Genomic DNA, 26972 nt, shown 5'->3' with positions numbered 1-26972 from the left:
GATGGCCGGCAAGCTCGATCCGTATCGCCGCAAACGTCATTTCGACGCGACCCCCGAACCCGAAGGCACGCGCGGCCGCCGCCGCGCGCCGGGCGAGGCGCAGCCGGCCGAGCGCGGCCGTCATCCGCTGCGCTACGTGATCCAGGAGCATCACGCGCGGCGCCTGCATTACGATTTCCGGCTCGAACTCGACGGCACGCTGAAGTCGTGGGCCGTGCCGAAAGGGCCGAGTTTCGATCCGTCGGTCAAGCGGCTCGCGGTGCATGTCGAGGATCATCCGCTCGAATACGCGTCGTTCGAAGGCGAGATTCCGGCCGGCCATTACGGCGCGGGCTCGGTGATCGTCTGGGACGAGGGCACGTGGACGCCGGAGGGCGGCATCGCGAAGGCGCGCGAGGGCTATCGCGCCGGCAAGCTGAAATTCCGGCTCGACGGCGAGAAGCTGCACGGCGGCTGGGCGCTCGTGCGCAGCGGCCGTCAGGAAGGGCGGCAGGAGCAGTGGCTGCTGATCAAGGAACGCGACGACGACGCGCGCAGCACCGATGCGTACGACGTCGTCGCGCAGCAGCCCGGCAGCGTGCATGACGGCGCGACGCGCGGGCGCGCGGCGAACGGGCATGCGGCGAACGGGCATGCGCGGGCGGGCCGACGCGGTGAGAAGGCGGCCGGCAAGGCGGCCGACGCCGAGGCGGGCGCCGACACCGACGCGCCGCGCGGCCGCGCGACGAAAGCGAAACGGCCGCCCGCGCTGTCGCGCGTCGAAGGCGCGGTGCGCGCGCCGCTGCCAGACCGCGTCGCGCCGCAGCTCGCGACGCTCGTCGATGCGCCGCCCGCGCACGGCGACTGGCGCTACGAACTGAAGTTCGACGGCTACCGGATGCTCGCGCGTATCGCGGGCAAGGGCGCGCGGCGGCGCGTGACGCTGATGACGCGCGAAGGCCGCGACTGGACGCCGAAGCTGCGCGCGCTGCGCGACGCACTCGCGGCGCTCGACGTCGACGATGCATGGCTCGACGGCGAAGCGGTCGTGCTCGGCGAGAACGGGCTGCCCGATTTCCAGCTGCTGCAGAACGCGCTCGGTTCCGGGCAGTCGGATGCGGTCACGCTGTTCGTGTTCGATCTGCCCTATCTGAACGGTTATGACCTGCGCGATGCGCCGCTGACGGCACGCCGCGCGCAGCTCGAACCGCTGTTCGACGACGCCGATCCGGCGCGGCTGCGTTTTTCGCCGGATCTCGGCAGCGATGCGGCCGGACTGATCGCGAATGCGTGCGACACGGGCCTCGAGGGGCTGATCGGCAAGCGCGCGGACGCGCGTTACCGCGCGGGACGCTCGCCGGCCTGGATCAAGCTCAAATGCCGGCGCCGGCAGGAATTCGTGATCGGCGGCTATACGGAGCCGACCGGCAGCCGCCACGGCTTCGGCGCGCTGCTGCTCGGCGTGCACGAACCGGCGCCGAACGGCAAGCGCACGCGCGGCGCGTCGCCGCTGCGCTACGTCGGCCGCGTCGGCACCGGCTTCGACACGCGGATGCTCGACAAGCTCGCGCCGCTGCTGCGCGAGCACGAACGCGCGTCGTCGCCGTTCGACCCGGCGCCGCAAGGGTGGTCGCGCACGCGCGTCCACTGGGTCGAGCCGACGCTCGTCGCCGAATGCGAATTCGCGGAATGGACCGGCGACGGCATCGTGCGGCAGGCCGCGTTCGTGGCGCTGCGCGAGGACAAGCCGGCGTCGCAGATCGTCAGGGAAGTCGCGCGCCACCCCACCACGGAGAACACGATGGACGAGCGCACGAGCTCATCCGCGCGGCGCGGCCGCGCCGCCGCCGACACGCGTGAAGGCGCGCAAGAGCGCGCGCAGGACCGCGCACCCGCCGCACGCGGCAAGTCGGCGCCCGATCAGGTCGGCCAGGTCCGCATCACGCATCCGGAGCGCGTGCTCGATCGCGAGAGCGGCACGCGCAAGATCGATCTCGCGCACTACTGGGAGCGCGTCGCGCCGTGGGCGTTGCCCGATCTCGCGGGCCGCCCGGTGTCGCTCGTGCGCGCGCCGCAGGACATCGGCGGCGAGCTGTTTTTCCAGAAGCATGCGGAGCGCCGCGAGATTCCGTTCGTCACGCAGCATCCGGGGCTCGATCCCGGACACGGTCCGCTGCTGTCGATCGACAGCGTCGATGCGCTGATCGGCGCCGCGCAGATGGGGACGATCGAACTGCATACGTGGAACGCGCACACGTCGAACATCGAGCGGCCGGACCGCATCGTGTTCGACCTCGATCCCGATCCGGCGCTGCCGTGGCGCACGATGATCGAGGCCGCGCAGCTCGTGCGCGGGCTGCTCGACGAGCTGGGCCTCGTGTCGTTCTGCAAGACGAGCGGCGGCAAGGGGCTGCACGTCGTCGTGCCGATCACGCGGCATTCGGGCTGGGACGAGATGAAGGAGTTCTCGCGCGCGGTCGCACAGCACATCGCGGGCGCGCTGCCCGACCGCTTCACGGCGACGATGGGGCCGCGTCACCGGCGCGGCAAGATCTTCATCGACTATCTGCGCAACGGCCGCGGCGCGAGCACGATCGCCGCGTATTCGGTGCGCGCGCGGCCGGGCATGGGCGTGTCGGTGCCGATCGACTGGGACGAAGTGCCGGCCACGACGGGCGGCGCGCAGTGGACGATCGACACCGTGCACGAACGGCTCGACGCGCTCGAGCGCGATCCGTGGGAGGCGTACGCGGACACGCGGCAGCGCATCACGGCCGCGATGCGCACGCGCCTCGCCGCGCGCTGAGCGCCGTCAATGCCGGCGCTGCCGGCGGTGATACCAGTTCATCAACGGCGTCGCCGAAATGCCGTGCGCGACCACCGATGCAGAGACGACCGCGAGCACCGGCGCGGAAAGCGGGCGCACGGTATCGGTCGGCCCGTGCTCGAGCGCGAACAGCAGGTAGTAGAACGAGCCGATCCCGCGGATGCCGAACCAGGCCATCAGCCGCCGCTGCGCGATCGTCGCGCGCGAGCCGGCCAGCGTGAGGCGCACCGCGAGCGGCCGCACGACGACGAATAGCAGCGCGGCCAGCGCGAGCGCGCGCCACGTGATGAGCGGGCCCCGGCAGCGTCGCGAGCACGCTGCCGACCATCGTCATCACGACCGCTTCGGCGATGCGTTCGAGTTCGATCGTGAAGCCGAGTACCGATTCGGCCATGAACGCATGGGCCTTGTCCGGATCCTTTTCGGTCGCGACGACGTCGGCCGAGTCGACCTGGCCGATCACTTCGCGCGGATCGCGGTCGCCGCTCGCGCGATGCTCGACGCGGCGCATCGCGACGCCGGCCGCGAACGTCGCGATGAAGCCGAACGCATGCGCGACTTCCGCGGCGCCGTACGACAGCACGATCAGCGCGAGCGCGAAGAAGCCTTCGAAGCCGAGCGCCTGCGCGTAGCGCATGCGCAGCCAGCCGATCGTCTTCGTCGTGATCCAGCCGAGCCCGCCGCCGATCGCCGCTGCGCCGACGATGCCCCAAGCGGTCGCGAGCGCGAACGACAGCGACAGCGGTGCCCTGCCGTGCGTCGCTTCCGGCGCGCCGCAGAGCGCGAGCGCGGCGAGCGCGAACGGCAGCGCGATTCCGTCGTTCATCCCGCCTTCGCCGGACAGCGCGAAGCGCACGAGGTCGCGATCGCCGGGGTCGTGCACCTGCACGTCGTGCGCGAGCACGGGATCGGTCGGCGCGAGAATCGCCGCGAGCAGCAGCGCGGGCGCCCAGCCGATGCCGAGCGCGAACACCGCGCAGGCGGCGAGCAGCGGCACGGTGACGATCATCGCGAGCAGCCCGAGCCGGCACGGCACGAGCCACAGCGGATCGGACAGCGGCACGCGCAGCCGCAGCCCGATCGCGAACAGCGACACGAGCAGCCCGATCTCGACGATCATCCGCAGCAGCGCCGCGTCGCGCTCGATGTCGACGTGCAGCAGCCCGGCGCCCGCCGGGCCCAATGCGATGCCGAGCACGAGATAGATCATCGCGGTGCTGCACGGCAGATGACGCAGCGCCGACGTCGCGATGCCCATGCCCATCAGCACCGCGCCGGTGATCAGATACCACAGCGTTTCATGCATGCGTGCAGTCCGGAAACGGGAGGCAGGCGCACGCGTGCGTCACGGCTTGCGGCCGAACGCTTCGCGCAGCTTGCGCTTCGCGCGCTCGAGCGTCGTGCGGCGCGTTTTCGGCAGGTTGCGGCCTGCGCGGTTCACGTAGAAGTTCAGCATCGACATCGCCGACTGGAACGGCGTCGCCTTGCGGCGGCGGCTGCGTTCGGCCGAGCGTTTCAGCGACGCGGCGATCTCGCCCGGATCGTCGGACTTGAAGATGTCGGGCTCGAGGTCGAGCGCGTCGCTGCCGCGCGTGACGTCGGCCGACCAGCGTTTCGCGTGGCCGCGATCGGTGCTGCGCGCGCGGCCCGCGCGCCGCGTCAGGCGTTTGCCGCGCGCGTGCGGCGGAGAAGAAGAAGGCATCGCATGACGCTCCGTCGTTGGCGTATGCGACGACGGCCCGCAATTCGCGTGCCGGCCGACGCCGGCGAATCGGCAGCGCATTCGAATGACTGACGGCATGGGCCTTGCTGAAGAAACGGGGCAGATACTTCATTTCCGTTACGGAGAATCCGTCATGACGTCAGCCCTATCCACAACGAAATCCCCTGCGCGCCGCGTGCTCGGCTGCGCGGCCGCCGCCATGCTCGCGGCCGCGAGTTCCGCTTTGGCGCAGAACTCGCAGCAATCCGATCACGGCTCCGGCGCGCCGCTGTCGGCCGGCACCTCGAGCAGTTACACCGGCAACGGCGATACGGCCGCGCCGCCGCCGCCGAACATGCAGCAGTCGGACGGCGGACGCGGCACGATGTCGTCGCACAGCGGCGCGAGCGGCCACGTGAAGCCCGGCGCGAAGGGCGAGGGCGCCGGCAACGGCCGCTCGCCGGGCGCGACCGGTTCGGGCGGCGGCGGCGCCGGCGGGCAGGGCAGCGCCGGTTCCAGCGGTTACTGACGATGTCGCGCCGGCGTGCGGCCGGTGCGGCGCGATGGCCGACGCCCGCCGCCGGGGCGGGCGCGGCGACCACGCAGGAGGACACCATGCAATCGAACCCCCGAATCGGCATCGAGCCCTACGACATCGACGACGACCCGGATGCGGACGACCTCAACACGACAGTGCACCTCGACGTGGCGACCGGCAGGATCACGTTTCATGCGGCGTGGGCGATCGCGCCCGATGCGCCGCCCGACGCCGTGCGCCATTCGGTCGTGCTCGCGCTCGACTGCGACACGATGGAGCGCTACGCGGATCTCGACGACGGCGCGCGCATGCGCGTGCACGCGATGCTGCACGACTCGGTGCAGGCCATGCTCGAGCGGCTGCCCGACCTCGACGAAGACCAGACGCTGACGGTCGAGCTGACCGACGCGATGCTCGACGTCGCGACGCGTCTGCAGTGACCGGCCAAGTGTCCACGGCCGCGAAACCGTCTCGACGCTGCGACACATTGCGACGGCGCATGTCGCACGCGAGCGCCTGCGCAGCGGCGCGGCCTGCCCGTTACACGCGGTTGAAATCTTTGCAGTGAACGATGGGCGTTGCCGCGCGCGCCGCGTCGACGGGGTCGGAGAGCCGTTTGCACGTCGTTCGCGAAGCGCGACCGCAGGCCCGATGCGCGCGTTGTGTGAGCTCGCGCACGCGACGTGGCACGTCGATTGCTGCTGTCGGGTGACGGCACGATCGGTGCCGCAACCAGCATGGAGGTTTTTCATGAGCGGCAAACTCGCCAATTGCAAGGTCGCGATCCTCGCCGTGGACGGCTTCGAGGAGGCCGAACTCGTCGAACCGCAGCGTGCGCTCAGTGCCGAGGGCGCGCAGGTCGACGTAATTTCGCAGCAACCGGGCGAGATCCAGGGTTTCCGGCACGTCGACAAGGGTGCGCGCGTCAAGGTGGACCATACGTTCGACGATGCGAAGCAGGGCGACTACGACGCGATCGTCTTGCCGGGCGGCGTCGTGAACGGCGACGCGATGCGCATGATTCCCGCCGCGCGCGAATTCGTGACGGCCGCGATCGGCGCCGACAAGCCGGTCGCCGTGATCTGTCACGGCGGCTGGCTGCTCGTGTCGGCCGGGCTCGTCGACGGTCGCACGATGACGAGCTGGCCGAGCCTGCAGGACGACATCCGCAACGCGGGCGGCAAGTGGGTCGACGAGCGCGTCGTGCGCGACGGCAATCTGATCACGAGCCGCAAGCCGGACGATCTCGACGCGTTCAACGGCGCGCTGATCGAATGTCTCGCGGCCGACCGTGCGCACGCGCCGCGGGAGCGCCCATGAGCACGCGCGCGACGATCCTGAGCGATCCGCCGCCCGTGTTCGACGGCGCGACGCTGCAGCTGCAGTTCGTCGTCGACATCGACGGCGTGCAGTCGGACTGCGCGATCACGGCCGAAGCGCTCGAGGATCATTTCGGCGCGCGCTCGGCGCTCGAGGCGGATCTGCGCGACGCGTTCGAACGCGGTCGCGCGCGGATCGCGGAGGCCTGCGCCGACGTGGTCGCGGACGGCCACGGCGGCGCGGTGCTGCATAGCGGCTATTTCCGCGTGCAGCGGCGCGCGGCCGCGGCGCTCGCGCGTCAGGCGACGTCGCCCGCGCACCGGTCCTGACCCCGCGCATGGCGCGCGTTTCGCGCGTGCCGTGCAGGGCGGCGGTGCGGCCGTTACACGTCATTGAAAACTTTTCACCGGCTGCGCGCGCGATGCGGATTCGACCCCGCCCCGCGCGCGGCCGGGCCGATGCAGGGCGCGTGGCGCGCATTGGCATGTTTTCTGCATGCCATCATCGAATCCGGCAGGTGCACTGCCGGCCGCGATTGCGGCGTCGCCGCATCGGAAAATACGCCGTCATTGGGGAGACGAGCATGTTGACAGCTCACGAATTCGCCGCGCTGTTTCTGGTACAGCGCGCACCAGAACAAATCCAGCTCGATCGCGACGACATCGTCGCGCTCGTCGAACGCCAACTGGTCGTCATGCAGAGCGATGCGTCCGGCGCCCGCCGGCCCGAGCTGACGCCCGACGGACTGTCGATCCTGCGCTCCGTGCAGCGCGGCAGCGGAGGCTATGCGAACGACAACAGTTTGTGACGACCGGTCCGATCGCATGCGGCGCGCTGCCTGGGGAGCGCGCCGCATGTGCATTCAGCGCGCGAGCGCGACCGCGGCGTTGACCTGCACGGGCGGCGCGTCGTCGCCCGGCGCATGCAGGAAGCGGTCGATCACGCCGGGCTCGAACAGCAGGCAGTACGTCGAGCCGCCGAACTGGAAATAGCCGATCTCGTCGCCTTTTTCGACGCGCTGTCCCGGCACGACCTCGATCACGCACGACGATACGTCGCCCATCCCGACGAACACCGCGGCCACCGTGCCCAGGCCCGGATCGTCGCTGGCGATCGCGACGATCGCGCGCGTGGCGACGGCCGTCATGTAGCCCTGCGAATCGTTGAGCCCGGACGGGTCTTCGCCTTCGACGTCGGCGATCGAGTAATAGGTGCCGTCGACGCGGTACGCATGCGTGACGGTGCCGCGGATCGGCGCATGCCAGCGGTGGTAGTTGTACGCGGCCAGATACGCCTGATAGAGATCGCCGCCGACGAAGTGCTCGGCAAGCGGCAGCCGCGCGGGCGTGAAGATGTCGCGCAGCGAATAGGGCTGCCCCTTGATCCAGAACCGGTCGCGCAGCCGCAGGTTCGTGGCCGTGTGATACGGCGCGGCTTCGCACGCGCTGACGATCACGTGCGCGTCGTCGGGCGAGGCGACCGGGCGCGCGCCCGCGCGAAAGCGCCGCGTGAAGAAGTCGTTCCACGAGTCGAAGCCCCAGTGCGGCTGATCCTCGCGGTACTGGAACTGCGACATGCCGATCCGTTTGCGCGCTTCTTCGCAGAGCCAGCCGTCCGGCGCCGTCGTCACGAGGTGGTCGCGCGAGTGCGGCCCGCCAAGAAAATCGCACCAGACGTTCAGCACACGCTTCAGATGCGCGTTGACGGTCGCGTCGCGGAACACCGCGCGGCCCGACGGCATGCACATCGGCCAGTCGAGGAACGCGTTCAGCGGACACACGATCAGGCTCGATTCGCTGAACGGCGGCGTGTAGGTCATCAGATAGTCGATTACCGTCATCAGCTCGCCGATCGACCGGTAGCCGAGTTCGCGGCCCGTCGCGAGCGCCTCGTCGATCGCGCGCGACAGCCCCATGTGCAGCACCGCGTGATCGTCGAACAGTCGCGCGAGTTCCTGCACGGCCGGCGTGCGCAGCCGTTCGCCGGCCCGTGCGCGCGCCTCCGCGGCGATCCGCGTGCGGAACGCGGCCATATGCTTCTCTTCGCCGGCCAACCACCCGCCGAGTCGGCGGCGGTCTGCTTGCGTGTCCTTGTCGTTCGGCATGTCACCTCCGGGAGCGAGTCTCGATCGTGCCGATGTAGCAATCCGCCTGCCTGTGCGCGGCACCGAAATTGCGGCACGGCCCGAATCGGCACCGACGAACCGGGAGGCAAGGATGAACGCGATGTCCAATACACCGCAGACGAACGGCGAGGCCGCAAGCGAGACGCACCGCGACGGACCGCGTACGGTCGCGCCGACGCGCCCGCGCGTGCGCGCCCATGCGCCGCGCGCCAAGCGGCGGCCGCAGGACGGCGCCGCGCACGGCACGCTGACGGCCGGCCACGACGCGCGCGGCGCCAGCGATGCGCATTGGGAGGAGGACGGCGCGCCGATGCCGCCGGAAGAATGGTCGTGAGCGCCGATCGTCGAGAACGCGCGTGACACAGCCGCGCGGTCGCGCTGCCGCCATCGTGCCGGCGCTTCTGTAAAAAACGACCGCTGCCGCGCGCCTCGTCATGCGCGCGGCGGCGGCCCGACCCACACCGCGACCGGCAGCGCGCGCAGGCCCTGCGCGACGCGCAGCAGGCCGTCCGGCGTGTCGCCGGCTTCGCGCGCCTCGAGCCAGTCGGCCCACGGCCCCGTCGCGCCGGCCGGCAGCACGACGGCCGTGTCGTCCCACTGCGCCGGTTCGACGCGCGGCAGCGCGGGCGCGTCGCCGAGCAGCCGGCACGCGAGCCGCGTCGTCACGACGACGATCGTCGCCGCGTCGTCGCAGCGCGCGAACGCGACCACGTGACGCGCGAGCGGACCGCGCACGCGCAGCGGCACGTAGCGGCCGTTCGCGAACGTCGACGGATATTGTGCACGCAGCGCGAGCAGCCGCTCGACGAGCGCACGCTTCACGCGTGCATCGGGCCAGGTCGGCAGATACGCGCCGACGGGGCCGTCGACGCGCTCGGCCGCGAGCGCCGCGAACGGCACGTCGCGCCGGTTGTCCGGATCGACGAGCGAATGGTCCCACCGTTCGGTGCCCTGATAAAGATCGGGCACGCCGGGCGACGTGATGCGCAGCGTCGTCTGCGTGAGGCTGTTGACCACGCCGGCCGGCGCAATGCGCATGACGAACGCATGCAGCCGATGCACGAAATCGCCGGCGCCGTGCGGCTTCAGGATCGCGCGCACGAACGCCTCGCTGTCCTGCTCGTAGTCGGGTTCGGGCGCGAGCCAGTCGGTCTGCTGCTTCGCTTCGCGCAGCGCCTTCGTCTGCCATTGCACGACGCGATCGGCGAGCGCCGCGAGGCCGGCCGCGTCGTCGGGGGCGAGTGACGGCGGCCAGCAGCCGACGAGCGTCTGATACAGCATCGCTTCGGCGGCGGGCCCCGGCGACCAGTCGAGGTCGCGATGCGCGCGGCCGCGATGCGGCTGATTCAGCGCGGACCAGTCGAGCGAGACCGCGCGCCATGCGTCGGGGATCTCGCTCAGCACGGCGAGCCGCACGCGCGCGTCTTCGCCGCGCTTGTGGTCGTGCGTCGCGGTCGCGACGAGCGCGTGCGGCGAATGGCGCGCGCGCCGCCGGTTGCGCGCATGGAACGCGCCGCGCGACAGACTGAAATCTCCGGCATCGGCGCCGACTTCGTTGCGCGACAGCAGCCGTCCATAGCGATAGTTCGCCGTATCCTCGACGCCCTTCGCGGCGAGCGGCGCCGTGAGCTGCGCGAACGCGACACGCGCCGCATGCCGGCGCGCCGCATCGGCGCGCGGCGCGCGTGTGCCCGGCAGGCCGAGCCACTGCGCGACGCGTTCGAGCGCGATGCGGTCGGTCGGATCGACGGCTGCGCGGGCGCACGCATACGCCTGCGCGAGCACGCGGCGATCGTCGGGCGCGAGTTCGTCGTCGGCCGGATACATGCGGTACACGCTCAGGTGCACCGCGAGTTCGCCGAGCACGCGATGGATCGCGATGCGGCTGATGTCGCGTGTCGCGGGTGACGCGCGCGCGATGTCGTGCAGCTTGCGCGCGACGCGCGCATGTTCGCCGGCGAGCTGGCGCAGCAGCACGCGCCGCTTGCCGTCGACGGCTTCCTGCGCGAACGTGCGCGGCGAGCGCGACACGGCGGCCCAGTGCGCGCCGAGCGGTTCCGCGCCGGCCGGATCGTGCAGCAGCGCGGCCACGTCGTTCATGAAGTCGTAGCCGGTCGTGCCGTCGATCGGCCAGTCGGCGCGCAGCGTTTCGCCGGGCGCGAGGATCTTCTCGACATAGATCGTCGGCGGCGTGTCGCGCTGCGCGGCGAGCCGCGCATGCAGGCGCCGGCAGTACGCGCGCGGATCGGCGAGCCCGTCGACGTGATCGACGCGCACGCCGTCGACGAGCCCTGCCGCATGGAGCCGCAACGGCAGCGCATGGACCGCGTCGAACACCGCGTCGTCCTCGACGCGCACGCCGGCCAGCGTCGCGATGTCGAAGAAGCGCCGCCAGTTCAGCTCGTCGGCGGCCGTGCGCCACCACGCGAGCCGGTAGTGCTGCCGTTCGAGCACGTGGTGCAGGCACGCTCGCGAGCGCGCCCGGCGCGCATCGGTGCCGTGCAGCACCGCGTCGAACGCATGCGGGCCGTGCGCGGCCGCGTGCGCGCGCAGCGCCGCATGCGCGGCGGCGACGCGTGCGCTGCCGCGTGTCGCCGCCGTATCGAAGCGTTCGGCGAGCGCGTTCAGGTCCGCGCGGTTCGCGACGCGCAGGATTTCCGGATACGTCGCGATCGCGACCGGCAGTTGCCGTCCCGCGCAGGCGATCGTGAAGCGCCCGGCCGCCGCGTCGATGCCGAGCGCGATGTCGCCGGCGGCGAGCGCGTCGCCGTACGGCGCGCCGAGGCAGGGCAGCAGCACCTTGCCGTCGAGCGTCGGGTCGGGCGGATGCCAGTCGATGTCGAAATAGCGCGCGTACGGGCTCGCGGGGCCCCACTCGAGCACGTCGTTCCACCAGCCGTTCGACGAGCCGCCGACGCCCATGTGGTTCGGCACGATGTCGACGATCACGCGCAGCCCGCGCGCGCGCAGCGCCTCGACGAGCCGCAGAAAGCCCGCTTCGCCGCCGAGTTCCGCGCTGATCGCGCCGTAGTCGACAGTGTCGTAGCCGTGCCGCGAGCCGGGCTCCGCGGTCGTGATCGGCGACAGATACAAATGGCTGATGCCGAGCCGCGCGAAATAGTCGGCGTGCGCCGCCGCGTCGTCGAACGTGAAGCCGGCATGCAGCTGCAGCCGCAGGGTCGCGCGCGGCGTCATGCGCGTCGCTCCGGCGTGCCGCGCGCGTCGGCGATTGCCGCGATGCGCGCGCGCGTGTCGGCGTCGAACAGCGCGTCGACGGTGCGCGGCAGGCGTCGCCGCCAGTTCGGATGGCCGCATGGCGGCCCCGGCAGGTTCGGCTGCGCGTCGAGCGCGAGCAGATCCTCGAGCGGCACGATTGCGAGCGGCGACGCACTGCGCGCGACGAACGCGAGCACGGCGCCGACGGGCGGCGCATCGGCCGGCGGCGGCGGTGCGTCGCCCGGCGCGCAGCGCGCCTGCTGCAGCGCGCGCCACAGCGCGGTGCGCGCGGCGTCGCGTTCAGCGAGATCGGCCGGTGTCGCCGCGCGTGCGGCGGCTGCGTCGGGGTCGACATGCGCGCGCTCGGCGGTGTCTGCGGCGTTCGCGTCGGTCACATTGTTCACGTCGCTTGTATCGCTCACGTCGCGCGTATCGCTCGCATCGCTCTCATCGCTCTCATCGCTCGCGGCGTGACGCTCCTCCGGCCCGGCATCCGCGGATCCGGCACGCGCCTGCTCGTGCTCGGCCGCGATGCGCCGCCAGCCGAGATCGATGCCGCGCCACCAGCCGGCGACGGTCGGCAGGTCGTGCGTCGAGGTCATCGCGAGCGCGTCGCGGTCCCAGCTCGACGGCGGCCGGAATGCGCCGTCCGGCTCGCGTTCGAACCACAGCACGCGCATACCGGCGACGCCCTGCGCGCCGAGCCGGTCGCGAAACCCGTCGGGCACGGTGCCGAGGTCCTCGCCGACTGCGATCGCGCGGTACCGCGCGGCCTCCAGCGCGACGAGCCGCAGCAGGTCGTCGCACGGATAGTGCAGATACGCGCCGTCGCGTGCGCTCGCGCCGTCCGGCACGACCCACATGCGCGCGAAACCGAGCACGTGATCGATCCGGATGCCGCCCGCGTGCGCGAACGCGGCGCGCAGCAGCTCGATGAACGGCGCGAAGCCGTTCGCGCGCAGCGCGGCCGGCGTCCAGGTCGTCACGCCCCACGCCTGGCCGGCCGCATTGAACGCGTCGGGCGGTGCGCCGAGCGACAGCCCGCGCAGCAGCGTCGTACCGTGCGCCCACGCATCGCTGCCCGCCCGATCGGAGCCGACCGCGAGATCGGCGATCAGCCCGATCGCCATGCCCGCGCGGCGCGCGGCCTGCTGCGCGTCGGTTAGCGCGTGCGCCGCGCACCATTGCAGGAACGCATGGAACGCGACCGTATCGGCGTGCGCCTGCGCGAATGCGTCGACTTCGACCGAGGTCGGCATCCGCCACGGCGCCGGCCATTGCCGCCAGTCCGCGCCGAGCCCGCGCGCGACGCAGAACGCCTGCAGCGCGTCGAAGCGCGCATGCGCGTCGAGCGCCGCGCCGCCCGCCGCGCGGAACCGTTCGAACCCGTCGAGCGCGGTGCCGCCGCCCGCGCGCAGCGCGTCGAACCGCGCGCGCAGCCGGCGCAGCTTCTGCGGCAGCACCTGCGGCCAGTCGACGAGCCGCGCATCGGCCGCGCCGTCCGCTTCGTCGCCGGCGATGCGGCCGACGCCGGGCACCGCGTGGCAGTCGAGATACGCGACGTTGTGCCAGCGCCGCGACGACGGCGAATACGGGCTGTCGTGCGCGGGCAGCGCCGGATAGCCGGCATGCGTCGGACTGATCGCGACCGCATGCGCGCCGTGCCGCGCCGCCTGCGTCGCCAGTTGCGCGAGCGCGGTGTAGTCGCCCGCGCCGTCGTCGCCTGCGCGGCGCAGGCCGTAGAGCTGCGCGGCGATGCCCCAGCGGTTGCCGGCGTCCGGCGTGCCGCGCAGGCGCTCGGCCGCGCGCACGCGGCGCGGTGCGATCGCGATGGCGATCCGCTGCTCGCCGACGTCGAGGGCGTGGTAGCCGGGCCGCACGATCGGCGGCAGCAGCGGGTCGCCGCTCGTGCCGCCGACGCGACCGTCGACGTGGCCGCCCGTCTCGAACGTCACGCGATAGCGCGCGCCCGGCCCGGCCACGGTGGCCGGCAGCGCGATCGGCATGCCGGCATCGGCGGTGATCATGCGCGGCGGCGCCGCATCGGCATCGACGAGCGCGGCGAGACTGTCGACGCGTTCGACCGGCGTACCGCACGGCCAGCCGAGCGCGTCGACGAGCGCGAACAGCGCGTCGTCGGCGACGCGGCGCGGCACGCCGACCGCGTCGGTCCAGTCGGTCTGCAGCCCCGCCGCCCGCGCGAGGGATGCGATCGGGATGTCGGTCGTCATGGCCGCGCGTGTCCGTTCGCGCGATGGTTCAGCGCGTCGTGGTTGACCGCGCCGTCGCGCCACGCGATGCACGCGCGTGCCGGCAGGCGGGCGTCGACGAGCGCATCGCGCGCACGCGGCGGCGTCTCGAACACGATCTTGCCGACCGGCAGTTCGGGCAGCGCCGTCGCGCGCGGACCGAGGTTCAGCGCGAGCGTCAGCGTGCTGCCGTCGCCGAGCCGCCAGCGCGCAACGAGCGCGCGCGCCGTCTCGTCGTCGGCCAGCACGTCGACGCCGAGCGCGCGCGCACCCGGCAGATGCGGCGTGACGAGCGCGGCGCGCACGGTCAGCGCGCTGCGGTAGAAACGGCGCCACGCGTCGGCATCGGGCCAGGTGTCGGGCCGCTCGTGCAATGCCGAGCGCGCGAACGTCGCCGGATCGTTCGGATCCGGAATCGCGTCGCGATGCGCGGGGTCGGCGAACGCCGGAAACGCGGCGAATTCGCGGCGGCGGCCCTCGCGTACGGCGTCGGCGAGCGCACCGCGATAGTCGGTGAAGAACTGGAACGGCTGCGTGCTGCCGTCTTCCTCGCCCATGAACAGCAGCGGGATCTGCGGCGAGAGCAGCAGCAGCGCGGTGACCGCCCGCAGCGCGTCGTCGTTCGCGAGCGCGCGCAGCCGTTCGCCGAACGCGCGGTTGCCGATCTGGTCGTGGTTCTGCAGGAACGACACGAACGCGGTCGGCGGCAGCTGCGCGCTCGGCTCGCCGCGCGGCGCGCCGTCGTGCAGCGGCGACGGTTCGCCCTGGTACGCGAATCCTTCGCCGAGCGTGCGCGCGAAATGGCGCAGCGGCGCGTCCGCATACGCGCGGTAGTAGCCGTCGCGTTCGCCCGTCAACAGCACGTGCGCGCTGTTGTGGAAGTCGTCGTTCCACTGCGCGTCGAAGCGGTCGGGCCCGAGCAGGCTCGCGGTATTGCGCTCGTTCTCGAGCACCAGATGCACGTGGCGCCCGCCTGCGGCCGCGCGCACGCGCCGCGCCAGTTCGCGCAGCCACGCATCGTCGTCGATCGCGTGCGCCGCATCGATGCGCAGCCCGTCAAACCGGTACTCGTCGATCCAGTACAGCGCGTTCTCGATGAAGAAGGCGCTCGTCTGCGCGCGCGAGAAGTCGATCGCAGGCCCCCACGCGGTGTGCCGGTCGTCGCGGAAGAACGCGGGCGCATAGCGCGGCAGCAGGTTGCCGTCCGGGCCGAAGTGGTTGTACACGACGTCGAGGAACACCTGCAGCCCGAGCCCGTGCGCGGCGTCGATCAGCGATTTCAGTTCCTCGGGGCGGCCGTACGACGCATCGGGCGCGAACGGCAGCACGCCGTCGTAGCCCCAGTTGCGCGTGCCCGGAAACGCGTTGATCGGCATCAGCTCGATCGCCGTCACGCCGACCGATGCGATGTCGGGCAGGCGCCGCTCGACGTTCGCATAGCCGCCGCATGCGCCGACGTGCAGCTCGTACAGCACGGTCTCGTGCCACGGCCGGCCGCGCCACGCCCCGTGCCGCCAGCGATACGCGGCCGGATCGACGACCTGGCTCGGGCCGTGCACGTCGGACGGCTGAAAGCGCGATGCGGGATCGGGCACGACGAGTTCGTCGTCGAGCCGATAACGATAGAGCGCGCCGGCGCCGACCGGCGCGACGAGCTCGAACCAGCCGTCGCCGGCGGCCGTCATCTCGAGCGTTTGCGCGCCGTGCAGCTCGACCTGCGCGCGGCGGCTGGCAGGCGCCCACAGACGAAAGCGCGTGTGGCCGGCATCGAGGCAGGTCGCGCCGAACGACAACTCGAACGCATGCGTGGACGACGAAGCGGCGGAATGGGACGTCATGGCGTTTCCTTCGAAGACAGGTCGGTCGGCACCGGCGCGACCGCGATCACGGCCGCGTGCGCGGCGACCTCGAGGCCGTCGGCGGGCCAGTCGCGCGGGCCGCCGTCGGGCGTCGCGGTGTCGACCAGCACGCGATACGCGAGCGCGGGCGGCGGCGGCTTGAACGTGATCGTCTCGGCCGACGCGTTCAGCATCACGAGCAGCGCCTCGGTGCGGCCCGTGCGGCCGGTGCCGACGCGCCGCATCGTCAGCGCGCGGCGCTCGCGATCCTGCCACGCGGGCACGCTGACCTCGTCGCCGTGCTCGTCGAACCAGGCGATCTCGCGCATGCCGGGCGCGCCGTCGCGGTCGCCGGACGGAAAGCGCGGCGTCGACATCACCGGATACATGCGCCGCAGCGCGGCGAGCCGCGACACGAAGCGCGTCATCTGCACGGCCTCCGGCTGCTGCGCGGCTTCCCAGTCGAGCCACGACAGCTCGTTGTCCTGGCAGTACGCGTTGTTGTTGCCGTGCTGCGTGCGGCCGAATTCGTCGCCGGCCACGAGCATCGGCGTGCCGAGCGCGGTAAACAGCGTCGCGAGCATCGAGCGCGCGACGCGGCCGCGCACGTCGCGGATCGCCGGATCGTCGGTCGGCCCTTCGACGCCCCAGTTCGCGCTGCAGTTGTCGTCGCGGCCGTCGCGGTTGCCTTCGCCGTTCGCCTCGTTGTGCTTGCCCGCATACGACACGACGTCGGCGAGCGTGAAGCCGTCGTGCGCGGTGACGAAGTTGATCGACGCCCACGTGCGGCGCCGCTGGTGGTTGAACAGGTCGGCCGAGCCCGCGAGCCGCGCGGCGAGCTCCGGGCGCTGGCCCGCGTCGCCGCGCCAGTAGCGCCGCACGGTGTCGCGAAAGCGGTCGTTCCATTCGGCGAAGCCGGCGGGATGGCGGCCGAGCTGATAGCCGCCGGGGCCGACGTCCCACGGCTCGGTGATCAGCTTGCGCTGCGCGAGCACCGGGTCCTGCCGCAGCGCATCGAAGAAACCCGCGCCGGGATCGAAGCCGTGATCCTCGCGGCCGAGCGTCACGCCGAGATCGAAGCGAAAGCCGTCGATGTTGAAGGCGGTCGCCCAGTAGCGCAGCGAGTCCATCACCATCTGCAGCACGCGCGGATGCGACAGGTTCAGCGTATTGCCGCAGCCGGTCTCGTCGACGTGATAGCGCCGGTCGTCCGGCACGAGCCGGTAGTAGCTCGCGTTGTCGAGGCCGCGCCACGACAGCGTCGGCCCGAGCTGGTTGCCTTCGCAGGTGTGGTTGTAGACGACGTCGAGCACGACCTCGATGCCGGCCGCATGCAGCTGACGGATCGCGATGCGCATCTCGTCGAGCCGCCGCGTCGACAGATACGACGGCTCGGGCGCGAAGAACGCCGCCGTGTCGTAGCCCCAGTAGTTGCGCAGTCCGCGGTTCAGCAGCTCGCGCTGCTGCAGGAACGCATGCACGGGCAGCAGCTCGACCGTCGTCACGCCGAGCGCGAGCAGATGATCGACGAAGGCCGGATGCGCGAGCGCCGCGAACGTGCCGCGCTCCGGCGCGCGCAACCCCGGCCGGCGCATCGACGCGCCGCGCACGTGCGTCTCGTAGATCACGGTGCTGTGCCACGGCACGCACGGGCGCCGGTCGTTGCTCCAGTCGAACGCCTCGTCGACGACGATGCACTTCGGCATCGCGGGCGCCGAGTCGCGCCGGTCCATCGACAGATCGCCGCGATTCGAATGCACGCGATACCCGAACAGCGCGTCGGACCAGCGGAAATGACCGAGCAGCTTGCGCGCGTACGGATCGATCAGCAGCTTGGTCGGATTGAAGCGATGGCCGGCCTGCGGCTGATACGGACCGTCCGCGCGAAAGCCGTAGACGGTGCCCGGATGCGCGCCGGGCAGGTAGCCGTGCCACACCTCGTCCGTGCATTCGGGCAGGTCGAGGCGCGCGAGCTCCTTGCGGCCGGTCGAATCGAAGATGCACAGCTGGATCCGGTGTGCGTGCGCGGAAAACACCGCGAAGTTCGTCCCGAGGCCGTCCCAGGTCGCGCCGAGCGGATAGCTGCGGCCGGGTTCCAGGCGAGGGGGCAGGGCGGTCGGCATGGGGGAAGTCTCCGTGTCGAGGGCGCCGTCGGTCATGCCGGGCTCAGCCATAGCGTGGCGAGCGGTGGCAGCCGTAGCGTGGCCGACCACGCCTCGCCGTGCGCAGGCACATCCTCCGCCCACACGGCGCCGTCGTTGCCGGCATTGGTGCCGCCGTAGACGGCGGCGTCGGTATTCATCAGTTCGCGCCACGCGCCGGGCGCCGGCAGCCCGACGCGATAGCCGGTGCGCGGCACGGGCGTGAAGTTGCAGACGGCGACGACGGTGTGCCCCGCATCGTCGCGGCGCGCGAACGCGAACACGCTGTTGTCGCGGTCGTCGCCGATCAGCCAGGCGAAGCCGGCCGCGTCGCAGTCGAGCGCATGCAGCGCGGGTTGCGCCGCATACGTGCGGTTCAGGTCGCGCACGAGCCGCTGCACGCCGCGATGCGCGGGCGCATCGAGCAGATCCCAGTGCGGCGTGCCGTCGTGCGCGAACTCGGCCCACTGCGCGAGTTCGCTGCCCATGAACAGCAGCTTCTTGCCGGGATGCGCCCACATGAAGCCGAAGTACGCGCGCAGCGTCGCGAGCCGCTGCCAGGCGTCGCCGGGCATTTTCGACGCGAGCGAGCCCTTGCCGTGCACGACCTCGTCGTGCGAGAGCGGCAGCACGAAGCGTTCGGAGAACGCATAGACGAGCCCGAACGTCATGCGGTCGTGGTGATAGCGGCGATGCACGGGATCCTCGTGCAGATACGCGAGCGTGTCGTGCATCCAGCCCATGTTCCACTTGAAGTCGAAGCCGAGCCCGCCGTCGCGCGTCGGCGCGGTGACGCCCGGCCACGCGGTCGATTCCTCGGCGACCGAGACGACGCCCGCCGGCGCATCGTCGCCGTGCAGCGTGTCGTTCAGCGCACGCAGGAACGCGACCGATTCGAGGTTCTCGCGGCCGCCGTAGATGTTCGGCACCCACTCGCCGGCCGCGCGCGAGTAGTCGCGATACAGCATCGATGCGACGGCGTCGACGCGGATGCCGTCGACGTGATAGCGGCGCGCCCATGCGAGCGCCGACGCGATCAGGAACGCGCCGACCTCGTTGCGGCCGACGTTGAACACGCAGGTGTGCCAGTCGGGATGCATGCCTTCGCGCGGGTCGGCATGCTCGTACAGCGCGCTGCCGTCGAACTGCGCGAGCCCGTGCGGATCGTCGGGGAAGTGCGCGGGCACCCAGTCGACGAGCACGCCGATGCCGGCCGCATGCGCGCGATCGACGAAGCGCGCGAAGCCCTCGGGCGGGCCGAAGCGCGCGGACGGCGCGAACTGCGCGAGCGGCTGGTAGCCCCACGAGCCGCCGAACGGATACTCGGCGATCGGCATGAATTCGACGTGCGTGAAGCCCATGCCGCGCACGTACGGAATCAGCCGCTCGGCGAGTTCGTCCCAGGTCGCATTGCGGTCCATCTGCTCGGGATAGCGCTGCCACGATTCCGGATGCACCTCGTAGATCGACCACGGCCGCCGGTAGCGGTCGCCGTGCGCGCGCGCCTGCAGCCACGCGTGGTCGTGCCAGGCGAAATCGTCGACGGCGCCGGTATCGGCGACGATCGACGCGGTGCGCGGCGGCGCCTCGGTCGCGCGCGCGCACGGGTCGGCCTTGTGCGGCAGCACGCGCCCGTCGGCCGCACGCAGCTCGTACTTGTAGCGCTCGCCCGCGCCGATCCCCGGCACGAACAGCTCCCACACGCCCCACGGCAGACGCAGCCGCATCGGATGACGGCGGCCGTCCCACGCGTTGAAGTCGCCGACGACCGACACGCGTTGCGCGTTCGGCGCCCAGACCGCGAAGCGTACGCCGTCGACGCCGTCGATGCAGGTCGGCACCGCGCCGAGGCAGTCGAGCACCGCGAACGGGTTGCCGGCCGCGAAGCGCGCGAGCGCCGCGTCGTCGAGCAGCAGCCCGAACGCGTAAGGGTCGTCGATCACGTGCCGCGCGCCCGGCCACTCGACCGCGAGCCGATAGCGGCCGTCGTGCGCGAGCGCGCCGGCGAAGCAGCCCGCGTCGTCGACGCGCGCGAGCGTGCCGAGTTCGGCGCCGTCCGGCGCCAGCACGCGCACGTGCTCGGCGCCGGGCAGCAGCGCGCGCACGATCGTGCGGCCGTCGTGCGCGTGCGGGCCGAGGCACGCGAACGGATCGGGATGGCGGGCGCCGAGCAGCGCGTCGATGTCGGCGCGGTCGAACAGCGCGTCGGTCATGACTCGTCTCCGTCTTCGGCGCCGCGATGTTCGAGCAGCCGCTCGACGAGCGCCGCGAGGCCGCCGACCGGCACGCAGAGCCAGTCGGGACGGTTCGCGGCCTCGTAGCAGAGCTCGTACGACGCCTTGTCGATGAGGAACAGCGCGAGCAGCCGGTCGGTGTAGCGCGGATCGACGAAGCGCACCGGCGCATGCTCGGCGGCTGCGCGATAGCAGTCGACGAACGCGTCGGCGGCCGCGCGACCGAAGCGCTCGAACAGTGCACGCTTGCGGTCGGCCGCCTGCGGCGGCGCTTTCTCGATCGCGAACTGCCCGGTCGCGCTCACGTACGACAGCGAGCGCAGGAAGCCGGCCACGTCGCGCAGCGGGTGCGACTTCGCGCGGCGCCGCTCGAGCGCGCGCGCGGGCTCGCCTTCGAAATCGATCAGCAGCGCGTCGCCCTGCACGTCGAGCACCTGCCCGAGATGGAAGTCGCCGTGAATGCGCGTGCAGTGCGCGTCGAGCGTGCGCGGCACGAGTTCGCCGAGCGCGCGCACGGCCGCGTCGCGCGACGCGAGCAGCCGTTCGGCGGCCGCGCGCGTGTCGGCGTCGAGGCCGTCGAGCCGCGTGCCGAGACAGGCGAGCGCCTGCTCGAACGACGCGATCGCGTCGGCGCACCAGCCGTCGACGTGCTCGGGCGTCGCGCGCTCGGGCGCGAACGCCGGATCGTCGGACGGCTGCGCGAGTGCGACATGCAGCTCGCCGAGCCGCTTGCCGACGACACCGGCGAACGCCGCATAGCCGAGCAGCGCGTCCGTCTCGGCGTCCGGCTCGGTCGTGTCGGCGTCGTCGGCGGCCGGCAGCGCGAGCTCGTCGACGGCGCGTTTCAGGAAGTCGAACGAACGCGTCCACGCATCGCCCTGGTTGTCGACGAAGCGCTGCAGGATCGCGACCGTATGCGGGCGCCCGTCCGGATCGACGTGCACGACTTCGCCGGCGAGCGCGGCGGTGTTCTGGTAGCCGATGCGCGTCAGATGCCGGCTCATCTCCGCTTCGGGATGCACGCCGTGCGCGACCTTGCGCACGAGCTTCAGCACGATCGCCTCGCCGATCACGAGCGAGCTGTTGCTCTGCTCGGCCGCGAGCCAGCGCACTTCGGCCTCGTCGCCGGGGTCGAGCGACGCGAGCGCGGCCTCGGGCAGGAACGCGAGATGGCCGCCGTCGGACGTCGGCACCGTCGCGCCCGCGCGCAGCTTGCGCAGCATCCCGTGCGCGAAGGCGGGCAGCGCGAACGCGTCGGTCAGATAGCCGACCGTATGGCCGCGCCGCACGCGCGCGAGCGCGAGCTGCGCGAACAGCGGGCCGGAGGTTTCGCCGCCCCACGCGACCGCAAGCGGCACCACGTAGCGCTCGGCGTGGCTGTCGCCGCGCACCGTCACGCAGGCTTCCGCGTACTGGAACGATTCGCCCGGAATCGGCGTGACGACGTTCAGGCGCGCGTCGGCGATGGTGCGGTCCTTCGACGCGAACCAGCGCCGCCGCGTGAGCCACGACGCGAGCGCGTCGTGCGCGAGCGTGTGCAGCTGCGCGACGTCGGGCCGCGTGTCGCCGCGCCGCATCACGAGCGTCACGTATTCGGGCAGCGGTTCCGCATGCGGCTGCCGCCAGGCGGGCTCGCGGCCGTGCGCGGACAGCACGAACCAGAGGAAGCCGTACGGCGGAAAGGTGAGCAGATACGGGAGCTGGCCGACGGGCGGGAACGGCGAGTCCGAGGTCATCTCGATCGGCACGCGGCCCGCGAATTCGGACAGGTCGAGTTCGACCGCCTGCGACGCGCGCGACAGGTTCGCGACGCAGAGCACCGGGTCGTGCCCCTCGAGTTCGCGCAGATAAGCGAGCACCTTGCGGTTCTCCGGGCGCAGGAAGCGGATCGAGCCGCGCCCGAACACCTGCGTCGCGCGCCGCGTCGCGAGGATGCGCCGCGTCCAGTTCAGCAGCGAATGCGGGTCGCGCGTCTGCGCTTCGACGTTGATCGCGTCATAGCCGTACAGCGAACCCATGACGGGCGGCAGCACGAGCAGTTCCGGGTCGGCGCGCGAGAAGCCGCCGTTGCGGTCGGACGACCACTGCATCGGCGTGCGCACGCCGTCGCGGTCGCCGAGATGGATGTTGTCGCCCATGCCGATCTCGTCGCCGTAGTAGATGACGGGCGTGCCGGGCATCGACAGCAGCAGCGAATTGATCAGCTCGATGCGGCGCCGGTCGCGCTCCATCAGCGGCGCGAGCCGGCGCCGGATCCCGAGGTTCAGCCGCGCGCGGCGGTCGCTCGCGTAGGTCTGCCAGAGCAGGTCGCGCTCGGAATCGGTGACCATCTCGAGCGTGAGCTCGTCGTGATTGCGCAGGAACACGGCCCACTGGTTGCTCGGCGCGAGCGCCGGCGTCTGCCGCATGATGTCGATGATCGGAAAGCGGTCCTCGCTCGCGATCGACATGTAGATGCGCGGCATCAGCGGAAAGTGGAACGCCATGTGGCATTCGTCCTCGTTGCCGAAGTATTCCTGCACGTCCTCCGGCCACTGGTTCGCTTCGGCGAGCAGCATCCGGTTCGGATACTCGGCGTCGATCGTCGCGCGGATCCGCTTCAGGATCGCGTGCGTCTCCGGCAGGTTCTCGTTGTTCGTGCCTTCGCGCTCGACGAGATACGGCACCGCGTCGAGGCGCAGCCCGTCGATGCCGAGGTCGAGCCAGAAGCGCATGACCTGCAGCACTTCGCGCACGACGGCCGGGTTGTCGAAGTTCAGGTCCGGCTGGTGCGAATAGAAGCGGTGCCAGTAGTACTGGCCCGCGACCGGATCGTGCGTCCAGTTCGACGTCTCGGTGTCGAGAAAGATGATGCGCGTGCCGGCGTATTTCGTGTCGGTGTCGGACCACACGTAGTAGTTGCGGTACATCGAGCCCGGCTTCGCGCGCCGCGCGCGCTGGAACCACGGATGCTGGTCCGACGTATGGTTGATCACGAGCTCGGTGATCACGCGAATGCCGCGCGCATGCGCTTCGCGGATGAAGCGGCGCACGTCGGCGAGCGTGCCGTAGTCGGGATGCACGTCGCGATAGTCGGAGATGTCGTAGCCGTCGTCGCGGCGCGGCGACGGATAGAACGGCAGCAGCCAGATCGCGTCGACGCCGAGTTCCGCGATGTAGTCGAGCTTCGCGATCAGGCCGGGGAAGTCGCCGATGCCGTCGTTGTTCGAGTCGAAGAACGACTTCACGTGCACCTGGTAGATGATCGCGTCCTTGTACCACAGCGGATCGTCGGCGCAGAGCGCGGGCGCGGGCCGGCGCACGCGGCGCTGGCGCGGCGAGCCGGCGTGCGGATGCGACGCGAACTGCGCGCGCCGCACGTCGTCGAGGGAATCTTCGCGTTTCATCTTCCATGTCCTCCCGACGAGCGACGGTCGTCGTCCGTGGCGGGTCGGTGTGCCCGCGCCGCGCCGGCGGCGGGCGCCAGTCGCCAGATCGTGTAAGGCCGCACGTGCGGATCGAGCGACACGTATTGCCGATGGCCGCGCCACGTCGTCGGATGCGCGGCATCGTGTTCGTGCGCGTCGAGCGGCTCGCCTTCGACGAGCCCGAGGCCGCGCCACAGCGCGCCGTCGAGCGTGAAGTTCGCGGCCTGCGGGTGCCATGGATCGAGGCTGATCGCGACGACGACCACGCTGTCGAACGCGGGCGTCGCCTTCATGAACACGAGCACCGCGTCGTTGTCGGCGTCGACGAACGTGATGCCGAGATGCGTCTGCAGCGCGCGGTTGTCGCGCCGCGCGCGGTTCAGCCGCGCGATCTCGGCGCCGATGTGCGCGGCCTTGCTCCAGTCGCGCGCGCGCAGTTCGTACTTCTCCGCGTCCGCGTATTCCTCGCTGTTCGGCAGCGGCGCCGATTCGCCGAGCTCGAATCCCGAATACATGCCCCATGCGCCGGACAGCGTCGCCGCGAGCGCCGCGCGGATCACGAACTGCGTGCGCGGCGCGTTCTGCAGGTGGCGCGGATTGATGTCCGGCGTGTTCACGAAGAAATTCGGCCGGAAGTACTCGCGTGCGGGGCCTTGCGTCAGTTCGGTCAGATACTCGATGAACTCGCGCTTCGATTCGCGCCACGTGAAGTAGGTGTACGACTGCGAGAAGCCGAGCTTCGCGAGGCGGCCCATCATCCCGGGCCGCGTGAACGCCTCGGACAGGAACACGACGTCCGGATGGCGGCCGCGAATGTCGGCGATCATCCACGCCCAGAACGGCAGCGGCTTCGTATGCGGATTGTCGACGCGGAAGATCCGCACGCCCGCGTCGATCCAGAACTGCACGACGTCGCGCAGCGCGAGCCACAGGCCGGGCAGCGCGTCGGGCGCGTAGAAGTCGGGGTTGACGATGTCCTGATAGCGCTTCGGCGGATTCTCCGCATAGCGCAGCGAGCCGTCCGGACGCCATGCGAACCAGCCGGGGTGCGCCTTGAGCCACGGATGATCGGGCGAGCACTGGATCGCGAAGTCGAGCGCGATCTCGAGCCCGTGGTCGCGCGCCGCGTCGATCAGCCGGCGGAACGAATCGAGCGTGCCGAGCTGCGGATGCACGGCCGTGTGGCCGCCGTCGGGCGAACCGATCGCGTACGGGCTGCCGACGTCGTCGGGTGCGGCCTGCAGGCTGTTGTTGCGCCCCTTGCGCGCCGTCGTGCCGATCGGATGGATCGGCGGGAAATACAGCACGTCGAAGCCCATGTCGCGAATGCGCGGCAGGTGCGCGATCACGTCGTCGAAGGTGCCGTGCCGATCCGGATCGTTGCTCGCCGAACGCGGGAACATCTCGTACCAGCTCGAGAAGCACGCGGCGCGGCGGTCGACGTCGACCGGATAGACGGTGTCGTCGTGCGTGACGAACGGCCGGTAGCGCAGCGCGGCGACCGCATCGGCGAGCGCGGGCGCGCCGAGCAGCGCGAGCCGGTCCTCCGGTGACGCGCGTTTGAATTCCTTCGTCAGCTGCTCGATGCGCGCGCGCGCCTGCGGATCGACCGGATCGGCGAGCTTCGCGGCGGTCGCGAGCAGCAGCTGCGCCTCGCGCAGTTCGAGCGACACGTCCTGGCCGGCCGCACGCTTTTTCGCGACGTCGTCGACGAGCGAGGCCCAGTCGTCGCGCCACGCGATCACGCGGAATTCGTGACGGCCGAGCCGGTCGAGCGTCACCTGCGCGCGCCAGCGATCGTTCGGCTCGGCGACGAACGGCACCTCGCGCCAGTCGCTTTCGCCGGCCGCGCGCCACGCGAGCACGGCCGCGAGATGCGCATGGCCGTCCGAGAAGATCGACGCGCGCACGACGAGCGTATCGCCGACTACGCGTTTCACCGCGAAACGTCCGCCGTCGACGGCCGGCTCGACGCGCTCGATCGCGATCCGGTCGGCGACGAGCGCGGCCGACAGCGCGTCCTGGTCGCGTTCGGGGTCCGCGGGCAGCGTCGCGGGCGGCGCGCGCCGCGCGTCGCGCAGCGCGCAGGCGCCGGGCGCGAGCGTGAATGCGTCGAGCGCGGCCGGCGCGTGCGACGGCGCGTCGTTCGGCGTCGCCACGTGCGTGAAGCCGCCCGGCACGCCGGGCAGGATCGTCGCCGGATCGACGCGCGCTTCGGCGTCGAGATCGGGGTTCAGCGCGATCAGCAGCGCGTCGTCGTCGTATTCGAGCGACGCGCTCGTGCCGCGCAGCAATACGGTCGCCGGTGCGTCGGGCGCGCTCAGCTGCAGCAGTTCGCCGCGTGCGGCCGCGACCGGCGTCGCGCGGCGCCAGGCGTTCGCGTCGGCGAGCGTGCTCGACAGATCGAAGCGCGCGGCGTCGAACGCGGCGCGGTAGCGCGCGGCGCTCGTATCGCGCGCCATCAGCGGCAGCGCGACGCCGCGCTCGAAGCCCATCGGCACGAGCCAGCCCGTGCCGACTGCGGCGGCCGTCCACAACGCGCGGCGATAGGCCCGTGCGACGCGCTCGTCGGGCGCATCGCGCCAGTCGTCCGCGAGACGCGGGCCGTCGAACGCGTCGGGAAACGCGATCGGCGCGCCGATGCGGCGCAGGAAGCGGTGCTCGTCGACGAACCACGGCGCGCGCAGATCCCACCAGCGCGCGGACGAGAACACGGCGTCGAAGCCAGCCGATTCGAGCGGCGCGAGCGCGTCGCGCGCATGGCCCGGCACGCCGGCGATCAGCGCCAGCGACGGCCGCACGCGCTGCAGCGCGGCGCGCCACTGCGCCCACCACGCGGCCGGCAGGTGCTGCGGCGCATCGACGAGAAAGCCCGCGGCGCCGGCCTGCGCATAGGCCGTCAGATGCGCGCGCCACCACGCCGACAGCGCATCGCGCGCCTCGTCGTCGGTCAGGTTCGCGTGCGCGATGTCCTGCGCGTGCGCGGCGCTGCGCGGGTCGATCAGCGCGTCGTCGTGCGCGCGCTCGACGTACCAGTGCGGATGCGCGGCGCGCAGCGGGTTGTCGCGCGCGACGCGCTCCGGCACGACTTCGAGCAGCACGCGCAGCCCGTGGCCGTGCGCGAGCTGCGCGAGCCGCGCGAAGGTGTCGAGTGCGCTGTCGCGCGTGCCGAACACGTCGGCGGGCCGGTCGAAATCCGCGACGTGGCGCGGAAAGCCGGCGGGGCTCGACGCCCAGAACGCGCCGACGAGCACATGATCGAAGCCCATCCCCGCGACATGCGCGAAGGTCGCCGACCATGCGTCGAGCGGCCCGACGAGGCGGGCGTCGCAGAAGTAGAGATGGGGAGCGAAGGTCGGCACAGGTTCCATGTGGGCGTCGGCAGGCAGCGAGGGC

The 26972-nt window shown here is 71.7% G+C and carries 16 protein-coding genes and 1 pseudogene; 7 read left to right on the top strand and 10 right to left on the bottom strand.

Annotation, left to right across the window (positions count from 1 at the left end; all coding sequences use genetic code 11):
* The first annotated feature begins 1 nt into the window (after position 1).
* Positions 2-2785, top strand: a complete 2784-nt coding sequence (gene ligD / locus ACSHSS_RS12860; protein WP_048994857.1) for a DNA ligase D — start codon at positions 2-4, stop codon at positions 2783-2785.
* A gap of 6 nt (positions 2786-2791) precedes the next feature.
* Here the strand turns inward: ligD and ACSHSS_RS12855 are convergent.
* Positions 2792-4112, bottom strand: a pseudogene (locus tag ACSHSS_RS12855) (cation:proton antiporter domain-containing protein).
* A 39-nt stretch (positions 4113-4151) separates the two neighbouring features.
* Positions 4152-4508 (bottom strand): DUF3175 domain-containing protein, encoded by a 357-nt coding sequence (locus tag ACSHSS_RS12850; protein WP_006412891.1) that lies wholly within the window; start codon positions 4506-4508, stop codon positions 4152-4154.
* 154 nt (positions 4509-4662) lie between these two features.
* Between ACSHSS_RS12850 and ACSHSS_RS12845 the strand changes: the two genes are divergently transcribed.
* The 5 genes from ACSHSS_RS12845 (at position 4663) to ACSHSS_RS12825 (ending at position 7174) form a co-directional block, all read left to right on the top strand.
* Positions 4663-5037 carry a hypothetical protein gene (locus ACSHSS_RS12845; RefSeq protein ID WP_048994856.1) on the top strand — a complete coding sequence of 125 codons (375 nt, stop codon included), beginning with the start codon at positions 4663-4665 and terminating at the stop codon, positions 5035-5037.
* Positions 5038-5123: 86 nt separating this feature from the next.
* Positions 5124-5486, top strand: coding sequence for a hypothetical protein (locus ACSHSS_RS12840; protein WP_006415261.1), 363 nt, complete (start codon positions 5124-5126; stop codon positions 5484-5486).
* Between the two features lie 310 nt (positions 5487-5796).
* Positions 5797-6366 (top strand): type 1 glutamine amidotransferase domain-containing protein, encoded by a 570-nt coding sequence (locus tag ACSHSS_RS12835; protein WP_006398946.1) that lies wholly within the window; start codon positions 5797-5799, stop codon positions 6364-6366.
* On the top strand, positions 6363-6695 hold the full coding sequence (locus ACSHSS_RS12830; RefSeq protein ID WP_006415257.1) for a DUF1488 family protein: 333 nt from the start codon (positions 6363-6365) through the stop codon (positions 6693-6695). The genes ACSHSS_RS12835 and ACSHSS_RS12830 overlap by 4 nt, the downstream gene beginning before the upstream one ends.
* Before the next feature lie 254 nt (positions 6696-6949).
* Positions 6950-7174, top strand: a complete 225-nt coding sequence (locus tag ACSHSS_RS12825; protein WP_035956345.1) for a hypothetical protein — start codon at positions 6950-6952, stop codon at positions 7172-7174.
* 54 nt (positions 7175-7228) lie between these two features.
* Here ACSHSS_RS12825 and ACSHSS_RS12820 read toward each other — a convergent pair whose 3' ends face one another.
* Positions 7229-8470: a phosphatidylserine decarboxylase family protein gene (locus tag ACSHSS_RS12820; protein ID WP_048994570.1), complete on the bottom strand. Its 1242-nt coding sequence runs from the start codon at positions 8468-8470 to the stop codon at positions 7229-7231.
* 121 nt (positions 8471-8591) lie between these two features.
* Between ACSHSS_RS12820 and ACSHSS_RS12815 the strand changes: the two genes are divergently transcribed.
* Positions 8592-8825 carry a hypothetical protein gene (locus ACSHSS_RS12815; protein ID WP_233620191.1) on the top strand — a complete coding sequence of 78 codons (234 nt, stop codon included), beginning with the start codon at positions 8592-8594 and terminating at the stop codon, positions 8823-8825.
* Between the two features lie 98 nt (positions 8826-8923).
* Here ACSHSS_RS12815 and treY read toward each other — a convergent pair whose 3' ends face one another.
* The 7 genes from treY to ACSHSS_RS12780 are packed head-to-tail and all read right to left on the bottom strand — an operon-like array spanning position 8924 to position 26947.
* Positions 8924-11686: a malto-oligosyltrehalose synthase gene (gene treY / locus ACSHSS_RS12810; RefSeq protein WP_049019056.1), complete on the bottom strand. Its 2763-nt coding sequence runs from the start codon at positions 11684-11686 to the stop codon at positions 8924-8926.
* A complete protein-coding gene (malQ, locus tag ACSHSS_RS12805; protein WP_049019055.1) occupies positions 11683-13938 on the bottom strand; it encodes a 4-alpha-glucanotransferase in 2256 nt (751 codons plus the stop codon). The genes treY and malQ overlap by 4 nt, the downstream gene beginning before the upstream one ends.
* Entirely contained in the window at positions 13935-15794 is a 1860-nt protein-coding gene (gene treZ / locus ACSHSS_RS12800) for a malto-oligosyltrehalose trehalohydrolase (RefSeq protein WP_006413617.1), read from the bottom strand. Before treZ ends, malQ begins: the two co-directional genes overlap by 4 nt.
* Complete coding sequence (glgX, locus tag ACSHSS_RS12795) at positions 15791-17917, bottom strand: glycogen debranching protein GlgX (protein WP_006413618.1); 2127 nt, start codon at positions 17915-17917, stop codon at positions 15791-15793. The genes treZ and glgX overlap by 4 nt, the downstream gene beginning before the upstream one ends.
* A gap of 32 nt (positions 17918-17949) precedes the next feature.
* Entirely contained in the window at positions 17950-20148 is a 2199-nt protein-coding gene (gene glgB / locus ACSHSS_RS12790) for a 1,4-alpha-glucan branching protein GlgB (protein WP_006413621.1), read from the bottom strand.
* On the bottom strand, positions 20145-23555 hold the full coding sequence (treS, locus tag ACSHSS_RS12785; RefSeq protein ID WP_006413616.1) for a maltose alpha-D-glucosyltransferase: 3411 nt from the start codon (positions 23553-23555) through the stop codon (positions 20145-20147). The genes glgB and treS overlap by 4 nt, the downstream gene beginning before the upstream one ends.
* Complete coding sequence (locus ACSHSS_RS12780) at positions 23552-26947, bottom strand: maltotransferase domain-containing protein (RefSeq protein WP_048995084.1); 3396 nt, start codon at positions 26945-26947, stop codon at positions 23552-23554. Before ACSHSS_RS12780 ends, treS begins: the two co-directional genes overlap by 4 nt.
* Positions 26948-26972: the final 25 nt, after the last annotated feature.

Source organism: Burkholderia sp. BC1 (assembly GCF_052683555.1).
Note: the sequence above shows the minus strand (reverse complement) of the source record. Positions and strands in the feature narration are given on the sequence as shown.